12 protein-coding genes and 2 pseudogenes are annotated in these 13,346 nt (G+C 37.1%); 8 read left to right on the top strand and 6 right to left on the bottom strand.

Features of this window, described 5'->3' with window-relative positions; genetic code table 11:
• Positions 1 to 38: 38 nt before the first annotated feature.
• Positions 39 to 1,195 (bottom strand): IS3 family transposase gene (locus tag IGJ63_RS06730; RefSeq protein WP_438746138.1). Its coding sequence is split into 2 segments (ribosomal slippage): positions 39 to 937 and positions 937 to 1,195, totalling 1,158 coding nucleotides; the frame shifts between segments, so codons are not numbered across the junction.
• Positions 1,196 to 1,273: 78 nt separating this feature from the next.
• Between IGJ63_RS06730 and IGJ63_RS06725 the strand changes: the two are divergent.
• The 3 genes and pseudogenes from IGJ63_RS06725 to IGJ63_RS06715 form a co-directional block, all read left to right on the top strand.
• Positions 1,274 to 1,492, top strand: a pseudogene (locus tag IGJ63_RS06725) (ABC transporter ATP-binding protein); the annotation flags it as partial.
• On the top strand, positions 1,493 to 2,776 hold the full coding sequence (locus IGJ63_RS06720; RefSeq protein ID WP_002357458.1) for an ABC transporter permease: 1,284 nt from the start codon (positions 1,493 to 1,495) through the stop codon (positions 2,774 to 2,776).
• A gap of 90 nt (positions 2,777 to 2,866) precedes the next feature.
• The gene (locus IGJ63_RS06715; RefSeq protein ID WP_438746136.1) at positions 2,867 to 3,835 is read left to right on the top strand and encodes an NADP-dependent oxidoreductase; all 969 of its coding nucleotides are present in this window, start codon (positions 2,867 to 2,869) and stop codon (positions 3,833 to 3,835) included.
• A 79-nt stretch (positions 3,836 to 3,914) separates the two neighbouring features.
• Here the strand turns inward: IGJ63_RS06715 and IGJ63_RS06710 are convergent, their stop codons facing one another.
• The 4 genes from IGJ63_RS06710 to IGJ63_RS06695 all read right to left on the bottom strand — a co-directional run bounded on the left by IGJ63_RS06710 (position 3,915) and on the right by IGJ63_RS06695 (position 6,854).
• Positions 3,915 to 4,517 (bottom strand): alpha/beta hydrolase, encoded by a 603-nt coding sequence (locus tag IGJ63_RS06710; protein WP_002361880.1) that lies wholly within the window; start codon positions 4,515 to 4,517, stop codon positions 3,915 to 3,917.
• 12 nt (positions 4,518 to 4,529) lie between these two features.
• Positions 4,530 to 5,492, bottom strand: coding sequence for a ring-cleaving dioxygenase (locus tag IGJ63_RS06705; RefSeq protein WP_002381868.1), 963 nt, complete (start codon positions 5,490 to 5,492; stop codon positions 4,530 to 4,532).
• Positions 5,493 to 5,502: 10 nt separating this feature from the next.
• Positions 5,503 to 5,931, bottom strand: a complete 429-nt coding sequence (locus IGJ63_RS06700) for a MarR family winged helix-turn-helix transcriptional regulator (RefSeq protein ID WP_002366740.1) — start codon at positions 5,929 to 5,931, stop codon at positions 5,503 to 5,505.
• A 128-nt stretch (positions 5,932 to 6,059) separates the two neighbouring features.
• On the bottom strand, positions 6,060 to 6,854 hold the full coding sequence (locus IGJ63_RS06695) for an SDR family NAD(P)-dependent oxidoreductase (protein WP_002364009.1): 795 nt from the start codon (positions 6,852 to 6,854) through the stop codon (positions 6,060 to 6,062).
• Positions 6,855 to 7,050: 196 nt separating this feature from the next.
• Here IGJ63_RS06695 and IGJ63_RS06690 point away from each other — a divergent pair, with 196 nt between their 5' ends.
• Both IGJ63_RS06690 and IGJ63_RS06685 read left to right on the top strand, forming a co-directional pair.
• Positions 7,051 to 7,803 (top strand): DUF7006 family protein, encoded by a 753-nt coding sequence (locus tag IGJ63_RS06690; protein WP_002382359.1) that lies wholly within the window; start codon positions 7,051 to 7,053, stop codon positions 7,801 to 7,803.
• A gap of 104 nt (positions 7,804 to 7,907) precedes the next feature.
• Positions 7,908 to 8,630 (top strand): TraX family protein, encoded by a 723-nt coding sequence (locus IGJ63_RS06685; protein WP_002357468.1) that lies wholly within the window; start codon positions 7,908 to 7,910, stop codon positions 8,628 to 8,630.
• 59 nt (positions 8,631 to 8,689) lie between these two features.
• Here the strand turns inward: IGJ63_RS06685 and IGJ63_RS06680 are convergent, their stop codons facing one another.
• Positions 8,690 to 9,724, bottom strand: a complete 1,035-nt coding sequence (locus tag IGJ63_RS06680; protein ID WP_002382358.1) for a YdcF family protein — start codon at positions 9,722 to 9,724, stop codon at positions 8,690 to 8,692.
• 282 nt (positions 9,725 to 10,006) lie between these two features.
• On the opposite strand from IGJ63_RS06680, the gene ptb reads away from it, so the two are divergent.
• The 3 genes and pseudogenes from ptb (at position 10,007) to lpdA (ending at position 13,339) form a co-directional block, all read left to right on the top strand.
• Positions 10,007 to 10,828 carry a branched-chain phosphotransacylase gene (ptb, locus tag IGJ63_RS06675; protein ID WP_002360223.1) on the top strand — a complete coding sequence of 274 codons (822 nt, stop codon included), beginning with the start codon at positions 10,007 to 10,009 and terminating at the stop codon, positions 10,826 to 10,828.
• An 18-nt stretch (positions 10,829 to 10,846) separates the two neighbouring features.
• Positions 10,847 to 11,929 carry a butyrate kinase gene (gene buk, locus IGJ63_RS06670; protein ID WP_002369343.1) on the top strand — a complete coding sequence of 361 codons (1,083 nt, stop codon included), beginning with the start codon at positions 10,847 to 10,849 and terminating at the stop codon, positions 11,927 to 11,929.
• A 5-nt stretch (positions 11,930 to 11,934) separates the two neighbouring features.
• Positions 11,935 to 13,339: pseudogene (gene lpdA, locus IGJ63_RS06665) on the top strand (dihydrolipoyl dehydrogenase).
• Positions 13,340 to 13,346 lie beyond the last annotated feature (7 nt).

The following is a 13,346-nucleotide window of genomic DNA, read 5'->3' as shown; positions in this document are numbered from 1 at the left end:
ATAGATGTCAATAAAGTAGACACAAAAAGAGAAGATACTTAAAGACATTCAAAGTAAAGAGCCTCCTTTTCATTTGGTGTAAGCATATCTAATGTTCCGTGAGGACGTTTGGTGTTATAGAATCCTTCAATGTAAGCGAAACAAGCCAAACGTACTTCTTCGATTGAATGGAATGAACGGCGATTTAATTCTTCTTTTTTCATATATTTAAAAAAAGCTTCGGTAACGGCGTTATCCCACGGATAACCTGGTTTTGAAAGAGAATGGACAATCGGATGATGCTCTATAAACTTTCTAAATTCAAAAGAGGTATATTGAGACCCTTGATCTGTATGAAAAAGAACAGGATTCATTAATTTTCGAGAATGAAGTGCTTTTTCTAATGTTTGAATGGCTAGTTTTGTATCAATCGTTGATCCTACGGTCCAAGCAATTACTTTTCTAGAAAACAAATCTAAAACGACACACAAATACGCAAATGTTTTCTTACCGATGGGGATATAAGAAAAATCACTTGTCCAAACTTGATTTGGTGCAGGTGGATTGAACGCTTGGTTTAGATGATTTGGCCGTGTCAAAGAAACCTTGTTTTTCCTTTTTTTGAAAACAGGCTTTACTGTAGACATTTTTGGGAGGTCCATTGCTTTCATCAAGCGATAAACACGACCAATACTAATCGAAATGCCATAATCACGCAAAAGAATCTGGCGGATTTTTGCAGCGCCAAGACGTTTTTGAGAAGAAGTATAAATTTCTAAAATCACTTTTCTTAGGTGTTGATTTTCTTTTGTTCTTGGGGCTACTTTTCCAGAAAAGCGTTTGTAATAAGTGGAACGATTGACTTTGAGTACACGACAGAGTGTAACAATACTGTGTTCATATCGAAGAATGTGTATGGCTTTTAATCGTTCGTCAAGCGAGGCGTGAATATGGCAATCGCTTTTTTTAGGATTAAATTTTCCTCCTCGAGTTGCGCATTTCGTTTTTGTAGCTGTTTGATTTGACGGGCCGTAAGGATCGTGTCATCGTCAATTTTTACTTCGGAATATTGTTTGACCCAACGAGCAATTGAAGAAAGAGCAATGCCGTACTCCTTAGCTAAAGCATTTTGAGTTTTACCACTTTCGTGAAGTTTCACAATGGATTTTTTAAACTCTTCATCAAATTTACGTGGTGATTTTCTGTTGTTTCCCATATTAAAAAGTCCTTTCAAAATTTGTGTCTATTTATTTAAGAGTATACCAAAAAATGTGTCCACTTTATTAGGATACATGCACGTGCTTTAGTTAATAATCCGCAAATTATTTTTGCAGATGAACCTACAGGGAATTTAGATTCTGCCACTGGGAAGAAAATTGAAGAATTGTTATTTGATTTAAATAAAAATAAAGGAATTACCTTAATTATTGTGACACATGATCCAGACTTAGCAGCACGTTGTGATCGGCAAGTTCATGTTCGAGACGGCTTGATTGTAGGAGGAGATGAGTAAATGAAATTTAGAGATATTTTAAAATCAGCTAGTACCAATTTAATGCGTAATAAAGGTCGAACCGTATTGACCATTATTGCAATCTTTATTGGAGCATTTACCATAGCTTTAACTACAGGAGTCAATATTGGTGTAAATGATTATATTGACAAACAAGTCGGCAGTGTCGGTGGTGCAAATCAGTTATTTATTCAGCCAAAAATGGAGATGAATGTTGGTAACGGAACAGAACCAAGTAAATATAATCCAGAGAAAAAAACCAGTACGATTCAACAACAAAGTATGCTTGCTGAAAAAGATATTGAGAAGATTAAAAAAATCTCGGATGTTACATCAGTGGAACCAATGAAATCCGTTGCTATCGATTATATAAAAGGAGCAGATAAGCATAAATATGTATTTTCAGCAACTTCTGCGCTAGATGAGATGACCATTGATTTAGCGGCTGGCCGTAAAGTTTCGCAAACGAGCCAGGACTTCGAAATTAATTTGTCACCAGAATATGTAAAAGCGCTCGGCTATACATCTAGTAAAGCTGCCGTGGGGGAAACAGTTCAATTAGGTATCTCAAGTTCCTTGAAAGGACAAGAGCAAGTTATTGAAGCAAAAATTGTTGGCGTTAGAAATGCCAGTGTCATTCAAAATGGGCTCTCGCTGATGAATAAAGCATTGATTGATAAAGTTGTCTCAATCAATCAAGCAGATCTTCCAGAACATTTAAAAAATCAATACGCGATGATTATTGCTGAAGTTAAAAAAGACAGCACGCCAGAGCAGATTAAGGACATCAAAAAAGATTTAGACAAAGCTGGCTATTTAGCGACTACTGTCGAAGATGAAATTGGCATGATTCGTAATATAATCAATGCAATCACTGGTGTTTTAACCATGTTTGGTGCAATTGCCTTGTTAGCTGCAAGCTTTGGCATTATTAACACGCTGTATATGTCTGTCCAAGAAAGAACGCGAGAAATTGGTTTAATGAAAGCCATGGGTCTTAGCAATGGGAAAGTCTTTACAATTTTTAGTGTTGAGGCGGCTTTAATTGGCTTTTTTGGCTCAATATTAGGCATTTTAGGAGCTGTTGGGGTTGGAAATTTAGTTAATCGTTTGGCAACGGATTCTTTTTTAAAGGCTTTAACAGGATTTAAATTAATTCAATTTTCATTGCCATCTTCACTAACGATTATCTTAGTTATTATGTTTATTGCTTTTTTAGCAGGAACTTTACCAGCTCGAAGAGCAGCAAAATTAGATCCAATTGAATCTTTACGTTATGAATAATAGACTAAAAACAGCTACTTTCTCTCAATTTAACTAAAGCATATTCTTATATAAAAAGAAGGCAATAGGCGTATACTAAAAGTGTGAAAAATGAAACAAATGAGAGGAAGTTGGTTTATGAAAGCTGTTGTGATTAATCAGTACGGAAGTAAAGAGGTACTTGAAGAAGCAGAAGTAACACTGCCAGAATTATCGGAACATCAAGTGTTGGTAAAAGAATACGCGACATCAATTAATCCGATTGATTGGAAATTGCGTGAAGGATATTTAAAACAGATGTTTGATTGGTCCTTTCCGATTATTCTTGGTTGGAATGTCGCTGGTGTGATTACAGAGGTGGGGAGTCAAGTAACGGATTGGCAAGTTGGCGATAAAGTTTTTTCTCGTCCTGAAACTACTCGTTTTGGTACCTATGCAGAAGTAACGATTGTGGATGATCATTTATTAGCAAAAATCCCTGAAACAATTAGCTTTGAAGAAGCGGCTGCCGTTCCGTTGGCTGGTTTAACCGCTTGGCAAGCATTGTTTGATCATGGTCACCTTAAAGAAGGAGAAATTGTTTTAATTCATGCGGGTGCAGGTGGGGTCGGTACTTATGCGATTCAACTAGCAAAAGAAGCGGGCGCACATGTCATCACGACCGCTAGCGCAAAAAATCATACCTTACTGAAAAAAATTGGTGCAGATGAAGTGATTGATTATCATACAACGAATTTTGCAGAGGTATTAACTGATGTTGATTTAGTCTTTGATACAATGGGTGGTGAGGTTCAAAAAAATAGTTTTGCCGTCTTAAAACCAAACACCGGTCGTCTTGTTTCAATTGTGGGAATTGAAGATAAACAATTGGCAGCCGAAAAAAATATTTCTGCTGAAAGTATTTGGCTTCAACCAAATGGAGAACAATTACAAAAAATTGCTGATTTGATGGCAGCTGGAAAAGTTAAATCAATTATTGGTGAAGTTTTCCCTTTTTCTAGACAAGGGATTTATGATGCACATGCACTCAGTGAAACGCACCATGCAGTTGGTAAAATAGTTGTTCAAATGGCAGAATAAAAAGAAGCTCAGACAGTGAATTATCTTAAAATAGAAAAAGTGGGTCCTAAGTCGAAATGACTTAGGACCCACTTTTTTGTTAAGAGGACAGATGTGCCAACCAAGTTTGTGTTTCCTTAATTTCTTGATAAGTTAATTGATGACTTTGTGTCCAAACCTCTTGTACGGTTGCTCCATGATTCTGAAATAGTTGAATCACACGCATACTCTCAGGAAGTGGGACAATCGGGTCATGCTCTCCTAGAGATAATAAAACAGAAGTGTCGGTCAAGTCTGGTTGATTGGTCAATTCAACAGGAAACATGGGATGATAGAGGACAGCTTGATGGTAGCTGTCGGGATGAGTAAGCAATAATTGAATAGCGATATTGGCCCCATTTGAATAGCCAATAAAAATAATTTTATCCAATGAAAATTGATGCTCGTTAGCGGCTTGTTGAATAAACTTATGAAGCGCCTCGCCGCGTTTTTCTAGATCTTCTAAGTCATAATGACCTTCCGCTAGGCGCTTAAAATAACGATTCATTCCATTTTCTGAAACATCACCACGAATACTTAGCACAGTAGCTTGTTTATTTAGTTCTTGGGCAATTGGTAGGAGAGATGTTTCATCACCACCTGTACCGTGAAGTAGCACAAAGACAGGTGCTTCAGGATGTCCTTTTTTAAAAATTGAATGCATGTTTTTTCCTCCTTAGGCTCGTTTTGTATTGAAAGGCTTGATCACACTCTCAATATATTCACGACGGTTTTCTAAAAATGGCGCAAGAGATAACTTTTCTCCTAATGTTTCGTAAGGTTCATCCCCCATAAATCCTGGTTCATCGGTGGCTAATTCGACTAAAATATGCCCAATGCGAACATACAATGATTCAAAATAATAACGATCGACATAGCCAGAGTTTTGTAAGCCTAAATGATCAAAGAGCGCTTGCCAAGTCCCAAGTGATTTACGATCCGCTAGGCGGAATGCAACGTGATGTACTTCACCATATCCTTGTTGCGCTTGTGAGCTAGTATCATCGTCTACCAAAACGACTTGGGCACCATTGCCACCTTGTCCAACTTCTAGTAAATAGCGATTGCCTTCTTGTGCCACTACGTGAAAGCCTAGAATTTCTTCAAAGACTTCTTTGAATTCATGAAAATAGGAAATAGCTATTTCGACAGGTCCTAAGCCATAAATCGCAAATTCTGTTGGAACAGGTCCTTTTTTCCAAGGGGTGCCCGCTGCAACGCCCTGATTTAATTCATCAGAGATTAATTGATACGCTTGATCATCAAAATCCCAAAAGCGAAGGACTTTTTTCCCGAATTCTTCAGAAATGCCTGTGTGTTTGACAGCAAATTCATTGAAGCGATTTTCATAATAAGTCAAAGCTGCATCTGAAGGAACCCGGAACCCTGTTCTTGAAATTGTATTGGTTCCTTTTAATCCTTTAGGGTTATTGGGAAAATCGAAAAAGGTCATGGTTGTACCTGGTGTACCCAAATCATCAGCAAAATAGGTATGGTAAGTATAGATATCATCTTGATTCACTGTTTTTTTGACTAAACGCATCCCTAAAACATCTGTAAAGAAGTGATAGTTTTTTTCTGCATCACTTGTCATAGCTGTAACGTGGTGGATTCCTAATAATTGATCTTCTTTTTTCATCATTATTTCCTCATTTCGTTTCATTTGTTATTTTTCGTAAAGTTTTTTGAAGAAGTGTTAATTCTTCGGAAGAGAGTTGTTCAAATGCTTCTGCAATTCGCTTTGCATGCGTCGGGAAAATTTCTTCAATTAATGTTTTTCCAGCTTCTGTTAATTCAACGTAAGTAATGCGTCGGTCTTTTTCACTGGGGGTGCGCGTTACATAGCCTTTTTTATGTAATTGGTCAATAACATAAGTGGTGCTACTGCTAGCGATTAAAATTTTCTCCTTAATTTTTTGGATGGTCTGAGGACCTTTATGGAGTAACAGCTCTAATACTGAAAATTCTGTAATGTTTAAGTCATAACAAGTGACATCTTGCTTGGCAAGTTGCTCTAGTCGATGGCTGGTTCTTAATAAACCGATATAGGCTTTTAAAGCTTCTTGCTGTTGGTTCATTGTTTCACCTCTTTTTATTTCGAATTCGAGATAAATATAACTTACTTTTGGTAAGTAATCAATTAATATGCTTAAAAAGACAGCCAGCAAAAAATGTGAATTTTTGCTGGCTGTCTTTTTTGTTTATTTTAGAAGATTGTTGGAACTAAGCCGCCATCGATTCTTAAGGCTTCTCCTGAGAAAGAAGAAGAATCTGGGCTGGCCACAAAGGTAACAAAACGACCAATTTCTTCTGGTCGAATGAGCCGTTGGATTTGTGAACGAGAACGATGATTTTTCATGAAATCTTTTTCCCAATCCTCTTTGGGAATGTCTGAATCAGCGTACATATCTTCCAACATTTTTTCTACACCTTCGGTAAGGGTTGAGCCAGGCATAACCGTGTTAACGGTGACATGTGTGCCAACAGTTAAGTTGGATAAACTTTTAGCTAAGGAAAGATTCATCGTTTTTGTCATGCTATATTGGGGCATTTCGCCAGAAGGCATCACCGCTTCTTCGCTAGCGATGAAAATAATGCGACCAAAATCTTGTGCAAGCATTTTAGGTAGATAAGCTTTTGCTAATGCATTGCCTGACAACACGTTCACAGTAAAAAATTTTTCCCAAGTGGCGTCATCGATGTCCCAGTATTCCATTGGCTCAAAAATCCCCATATTGTTCACTAAAATGTCGACTTTAGGGAATTTTTCAAGCAAAGTAGCTCGTTGACTTTCAATGGAAATATCGGCAGTCCCTGCTTGAGGATGAGTGTCTGGAAACATTGTTTGTATTTCTTTAACAACTTTAGTTACTTCGGCTTCATTGCGCCCATTGATAATGACATCGGTCCCTTCACGAGCCATTTCAATCGCAATTGCTTTGCCAATTCCTTTGGTTGAACCAGTAATTAATGCTAATTTATTCGTTAAGTGTAAATCCATTTAAATCCCTCCAACGTTTGTCTATCTCTAGTGTAGGTCTTTTTCTGGACTTTTAAAAGGAAAAAGTTTTTTCGGCCCTAGGGAAACAAGCCCCAATAATTACTTAACAGCTAGATTTTCACTTTTTGGGCGTAAAACGAGTAATTATTGTCAGTAAAAAAGCATCACTTTTTTGATAGAATAACTAGAGACGAAATTGGCTAAGACCAATTTTGTAAAATTGTACATAAAAAAGAAGAGTGGGAATGCTATGAAGAAACAATATTACTGGAATATACCCGATAACTTACTAAACTCGTTAAAACAGCGGAAAAAGTTATACAACTTTTATAAAAATGAACAAAATAAGGCAAGAGAATTAGTAGAAAATTGTCAGTCGGTTCTTTTTCCTGAATTAGTCGCTTCGCTGAATAAAATAGATGAACGGATTAAATTATTGATATTCTATCAAAATTTAGAAGATTGTGAGCTTTCAGAAGAAGAAATTATTACTGTGATTGAGCGAGAATATTTTGTGACTTTTTATGAAACAATTGAAGAACCGACCACTGAAATTATTAGTAGTCATTCTATGTATTATTTATTGCAACAGCCGACTAAAGAAATGCTTTGGGATTTAGACTTTAGTAACATGTTAAAACAAGGTCAGTTAGTTGATTTAATGGATTACCAAAAATTGACCAAATGTTATCAAAAGCTGCAGAATCAAGCTAAAAATTTGATTGAAAAATTAAATAAAGAAACATTTTACACATTCTATAGTCAACTTTTATTGATTGATTGCCAATGCAAATTATTAATAGAAGAGGCGCTTCTAAAAGAAGAATCATTGATGACGGTCGATGAATGCTTAACAGCCATTAAGCAAGAAATTCGAAAAATTCATTTTGAACAATTTAAATACCAACATTATTTATTTGAAGATTTATCTTTGCGGTACCAAGTTTAACAAAAGTGACAAAAAGAATGGTTGAATCTAACAAGAATGTTCGTTGTTTTCTGTTATATAAAAAGATATGATAGTTTCTGTAGAAAAAATAAAGGAGACGATTCATGAACGCAAATCGCTTAAAGTTATTGATGATGGGGTTAATGGTTCTTGACCATATTAGTTATTTTGTTCCGCCAGAATGGGCACTGATTTTTCATGTAATTACTCGTTGTGTCGGTGTGTTTTTTGGTTACATGGCTGTAGAAGGTTTCAACTATACACGGAATGTTTATCGTTACAATGGTCGTTTGTATATTTGGGCAGCAATCATGTTTGTTGGAAATACGCTTCTAAATCATTTAGTGAATAATCCAGCTGTCGCTGTTCACAACAATATTTTCTTCACCTTAGCCCTTGGTGTCAGTATGTTAATTGTGACAAAAGCGATGCTAGAGATGCCAAAAATCAGTTTAAAAATTGTTTTATTGATTAGTATACTAGCAATTTTAGGAATAGGAGCAATGTTTGCTGAAGGTGGCATTGTGATGTTACCTTTTATGTTGATTACGTATTTAGCCAGAAAGAGACTTGTCTTACGGAACTGTTTATATGGTGCATTAGCGCTCTTTTTCTTAGTTACAAGTTTTCAATGGTTGGGAGATTGGCCAACGACAATTGAAATGTTAGCTTATAATTCTGATTTTATGTTTATCACTGTGTTACCCTTTATATCGCTTTACAATGGTGAGAGAGGGAGCAAAGCACCATTTTTCAAATATTTATTTTACGGATTCTATCCGCTCCATTTATGGCTGATTGCATTGATAGCCAATTACGTTCATTAAACCTTTTTATATTAAAAGAATAAAAACAGCGACTCACAAAAATGTGAGTCGCTGTTTTTTTAGATGGGTAAGATACTGATTCCTAAAAGAAGAGTGACAAGTAGAAAAACAAAAAGCACAATTCGCTTATCATGAACCAGTAAGGCAATGTATTCTCGGATTAGAGCAGTTGGTAAAAAATATAAGGCAGTTGGCGCCCCGACACCTTCAGCTTTTAAGCCGACACGATGGGCATACATAGCTCCTCGTAAGACATGATAGTTATTTGTTGAAAAAATAACAGAGGGTTGTTTAGAATCAGACGGCATCTTTTGCCAATCTGCCTGAATTATTGCTTTAGAAAACAACATATTTTCATAAGTGGTTGTGGATTGGTCCTCCATCAAAATTGCTTCTGCAGGAATATTTTGTGAAAGCAAATATTTTTTCATTGCGAAAGCTTCGGCCACAGGTTCGTCAGGACCTTGACCACCGCTGACTACAAATTTAGCAGTGGGATTTTTTTCATAATATTCAATCCCTTTATCTAACCGACTCTTCAAAAGTGGAGGTACTTCCTCGCTACGAATTCCCGAACCTAAAACAATGATATAATCAACCGCTTTTTTTAAAGGAATCATTTGGTACATCCATGAATACAAGACGTAAGCAGCAAATAGAAAGGTCAGCAAAAGATCCATTAACAATAGAAAAAGTAAGAACAGAAAAAGCACATAAGGTATTTGCGCTGTGCCAACTGATAATAAATATAGAAAGGCTGGTAAAGCAATTAATAAGTTCAGCCCTAAGCCCGCCGACAATTTAGCCGTGACACTTTTGCCTTCTTTCGTTTGCATCGTACGTGAGTTAAAAATAAAGTAAAGGCAAATGCCGATAAACACAGCGGGAATTAATAGATAAGCAATGGCCAAGGTAATTAGGTCGCCATTCTTAAAATGTAAATAAATTTTGTCTAATCCGATAAATAGTAAGGTGACTAATGACAATAAGGTGCCGGAAGCCAGAGTGATACCGCCGAGGATACTGCGGTTATTAATTTTTAATATACCAAATCCTAGTAGGGCGATAAACAAAAAGAATAGTAGTAGTGCCATTTAATTCCTCCTAAAAATAAGTATCTAAAGTATAACATGCTTTAGGATCTGACATAAATAAACAGCTGTGCCGAAGCATAAGTTTTCCTTTCATTCTTAGAAAAGAAGTTTTTTCATGAAAAGTAAATTAGATAACAATTGTTTAGAGAAAGAAAAGCTTGATTTACTAAGCTTTTCCTTCTCTATAAAAAATATTAATGAGGACATAAAAATTAACAATTTGTATGCGTTTACATACTAAGGTAGATTTAAAGTGTAAAGAAGAAAAAATGAGGTGAGAAAATGATCACTGTTTCAATTGCAGGAGGTTCACAACCAGAGATTTTACAGTTAGTTAAAAAAGCACTAAAAGAAGCCGAGCAACCGTTGCAGTTTATTGTATTTGATACAAATGAAAATCTTGATACTGAAAATCTTTGGAAATATGTTCATTGCTCAGATGAGGCCGCGGTAGCACAGGAAGCTGTCAGTTTAGTTGCAACCGGTCAAGCACAAATTTTATTGAAAGGAATTATTCAGACCCACACATTACTGAAAGAAATGTTGAAAAGTGAGCATCAATTAAAAAATAAACCGATTCTTTCCCATGTAGCAATGGTGGAGCTGCCTGCGGGAAAAACCTTCTTGTTAACCGATTGTGCGATGAATATCGCCCCCACTCAAGCGACCCTCATTGAAATTGTTGAAAATGCTAAAGAAGTCGCCCAAAAATTGGGACTGCATCACCCGAAAATTGCTTTGTTAAGCGCAGCGGAAAATTTCAATCCTAAAATGCCTTCGTCTGTTTTAGCAAAAGAAGTCACGGCACATTTTAATGATCAACAAGAGGCTACGGTTTTTGGGCCACTTTCGCTTGATTTAGCGACCTCTGAAGAAGCGGTTGCGCATAAACGTTACAGCGGTCCTATCATGGGGGATGCAGATATTTTAGTGGTCCCAACTATTGATGTTGGAAATTGTTTATACAAATCATTAACCTTGTTTGGGCACGCCAAGGTGGGAGGAACGATTGTTGGCACAAAAGTCCCAGTTGTTTTAACATCTAGAAGCGATTCGACAGAAAGCAAATTCCATTCATTAAGATTTGCCATGAGACAAGTTTAAAAAAAGGAGCAGAAAACAATGGAAACAGTATTGGTTATTAATCCTGGCTCGACCTCCACGAAGTTAGCGCTTTTTGCTAATCATGATTGCTTGGCAGAAGAAACGCTTAGACATAGCGTCCAAGAATTGGCACCTTTTGAAAATGTTGTCAGTCAAACATCATTTCGAAAACAAATGATCGCGGAATTTTTAGAAACACATAACATCATACAATTAGCCGCTGTTGTAGGGCGTGGTGGTTTGCTTAAGCCTATTCCTGGCGGTACGTATCTTGTCGACCAACAAATGCTAGAAGACTTGCGGACAGAACGCTTTAATACCCATGCTTCAAATTTAGGGGCGATTTTAGCTAATGAGTTTGCAGAAAAATATCACGTGCCAGCCTTTATTGTCGATCCTGTTGTTGTAGATGAGCTACAGCCATTAGCCAGGATTTCTGGATTAAAAGGCATTCAGCGGCGTAGCGTTGGTCACGCCTTAAATCAAAAAGCGGTCGCTCGAAAAATCGCTGAGGATTTAGGGAAAACATATGAGCAAAGCAATTTTATCGTTGTTCATTTAGGTGGGGGCATTAGCTTGGGGGCGCATCAAAAAGGCCGCATGGTGGATGTGGTAAATGGGCTTGATGGTGAAGGTCCTTATACGCCAGAACGCAGTGGTGCCTTACCGCTCGTTGAATTTGCGCAATGGATACTTGAACAGGAGTTAACGATTAGCCAAGTGAAAAAGCTAATTGCGGGGAATAGCGGTCTTAAATCATACCTAGGTGAAACAGATTTACGGCATATCCAAGCACAAATAGCTGCAGGTGATCAAACAGCAAATTACTATTTAAAAGGAATGTGTTACCAAATCGCAAAAAGTATTGGCGAGATGGCCGTGGTTCTTGAAGGCACAATTGATGCAATTATTTTAACAGGGGGCGCAGCCTATTCGCAAACCGTTGTTCAAGAAATTAGTCAAAAAGTCACTTGGATTGCACCAATTAAGGTTTACCCAGGTGAAATGGAGATGGCTGCTTTATATGAAGGCGTCAATCGAGTATTAACAGGGGAAGAACAAGCTTTAAATTATAGTGAAGCAAAAATTGAGCAGGAGTGATCAAAATGGCGGAACAAACAGATTTACTGATTTTAGGTGGCGGAACAGGAGGCTATGTAGCAGCAATTCGAGCTGCACAAAAAGGGCTAAACGTCACAATTGTTGAAAAATACAAATTAGGTGGCACTTGTTTGCACAAAGGCTGTATCCCTACAAAAGCTTTATTAAGAAGCGCAGAGGTTTTTGATACCTTAAAACAAGCGGCTTCTTTTGGGATTGAAACAGAGGCAGCGTCCATTGATTTTTCTAAAATACAACAACGGAAAGAAGGAATTATTGAGTAGTTACACAAAGGTGTTGAAGGCTTATGCAAGAAAAATAAAATCAAAATTTTAGCAGGCGAAGGTTTTAGGTCCCTCCATTTTTTCACCAGTCTCTGGCGCAGTGGCAGTTACGTTTAATGATCCAACACGAGAAGAAGAAATTATCGTTCCTAAAAATGTCATTATTGCGACAGGCTCTAGTTCTAAAACGTTACCTAATTTGCCATTGGATGAAGAATTTATCTTATCTTCTGATGGGATGCTTGAATTAGAAGAGCTACCAGAATCAATTGCAATTATTGGTGGTGGCGTTATTGGTGTCGAGTGGGCTTCTTTATTAAATAGTTTAGGTGTCAACGTAACTATCATTGAATTTTTGGATCGTTTACTTATAAATGAGAGTGCAACAATTTCTAAAGAATTAAAGAAACGTTTAGAGCAACGAGGAATTAACATTTTATTAGGAAGCAAAGTCCAAGAAGCGAAAGTTACTGGACAAAAGGTTCAAGTAGAAGTTGCAGGACAAGAAACCCTCACCGTTGACAAAGTCATGGTAGCAATTGGACGTCAGCCCAATATCAATAAGTTAGGGTTACAGAATACCTCAGTGAAATATACTGACAAAGGCATTGAAGTAAATGAATTTTATCAAACCACAGAAGGACATATTTATGCGATTGGTGATTGTATCGATACACTCCAACTAGCACATGTGGCTATGAAAGAAGGAGAGTTAGCTGTTCAGCATCTTTTAGGCGAGACAGTTGAACCTTTAAATTATACAAACGTACCTCGAGGTGTTTATACAAATCCTGAAATAGCAAGTGTCGGCTATACTAGAGAAACTTTACCAGCAGAAAAAGAAGTAGTAATTGGCACCTTTAATTTTAATGGTAATGGTAAATCACTTGTTTATGGAGAAACAGATGGCTTTATAGAAGTAATTCGTGACAAGAAGACCGATGATTTATTAGGGGTTTCTATGATTGGCCCACATGTCACGGATTTAATTGCCGAAGCAAGTACTGCCATGTATTTAGATGCCGCGCCCATTGAAATTGGTGAAGCAATCCATGCGCATCCAACAATGACAGAAGTATTGCAAGAAGCAGCCTTAGATACTTATGGCTTAGCGATTCACAAATAGAGAAAGG

Origin of the sequence: Enterococcus sp. DIV1375a (assembly GCF_051712205.1) — a bacterium.
In the GTDB taxonomy this organism is placed as follows: Bacteria; Bacillota; Bacilli; order Lactobacillales; family Enterococcaceae; genus Enterococcus; species Enterococcus faecalis.
This window is presented reverse-complemented; position numbering and strand designations above follow the sequence as displayed.

Excerpts from the sequence above, each read along its gene's own strand:
- IGJ63_RS06715 (WP_438746136.1), top strand. The coding sequence starts at position 2,867 with ATGAAACAAATGAGAGGAAGTTGGTTTATGAAAGCTGTTGTGATTAAT.
- ptb (WP_002360223.1), top strand. The coding sequence starts at position 10,007 with ATGATCACTGTTTCAATTGCAGGAGGTTCACAACCAGAGATTTTACAG.
- buk (WP_002369343.1), top strand. The coding sequence starts at position 10,847 with ATGGAAACAGTATTGGTTATTAATCCTGGCTCGACCTCCACGAAGTTA.
- IGJ63_RS06705 (WP_002381868.1), bottom strand. The coding sequence starts at position 5,492 with ATGAAAAAAGAAGATCAATTATTAGGAATCCACCACGTTACAGCTATG.
- IGJ63_RS06685 (WP_002357468.1), top strand. The coding sequence starts at position 7,908 with ATGAACGCAAATCGCTTAAAGTTATTGATGATGGGGTTAATGGTTCTT.
- IGJ63_RS06680 (WP_002382358.1), bottom strand. The coding sequence starts at position 9,724 with ATGGCACTACTACTATTCTTTTTGTTTATCGCCCTACTAGGATTTGGT.
- IGJ63_RS06695 (WP_002364009.1), bottom strand. The coding sequence starts at position 6,854 with ATGGATTTACACTTAACGAATAAATTAGCATTAATTACTGGTTCAACC.
- IGJ63_RS06720 (WP_002357458.1), top strand. The coding sequence starts at position 1,493 with ATGAAATTTAGAGATATTTTAAAATCAGCTAGTACCAATTTAATGCGT.
- IGJ63_RS06700 (WP_002366740.1), bottom strand. The coding sequence starts at position 5,931 with ATGAACCAACAGCAAGAAGCTTTAAAAGCCTATATCGGTTTATTAAGA.
- IGJ63_RS06710 (WP_002361880.1), bottom strand. The coding sequence starts at position 4,517 with ATGCATTCAATTTTTAAAAAAGGACATCCTGAAGCACCTGTCTTTGTG.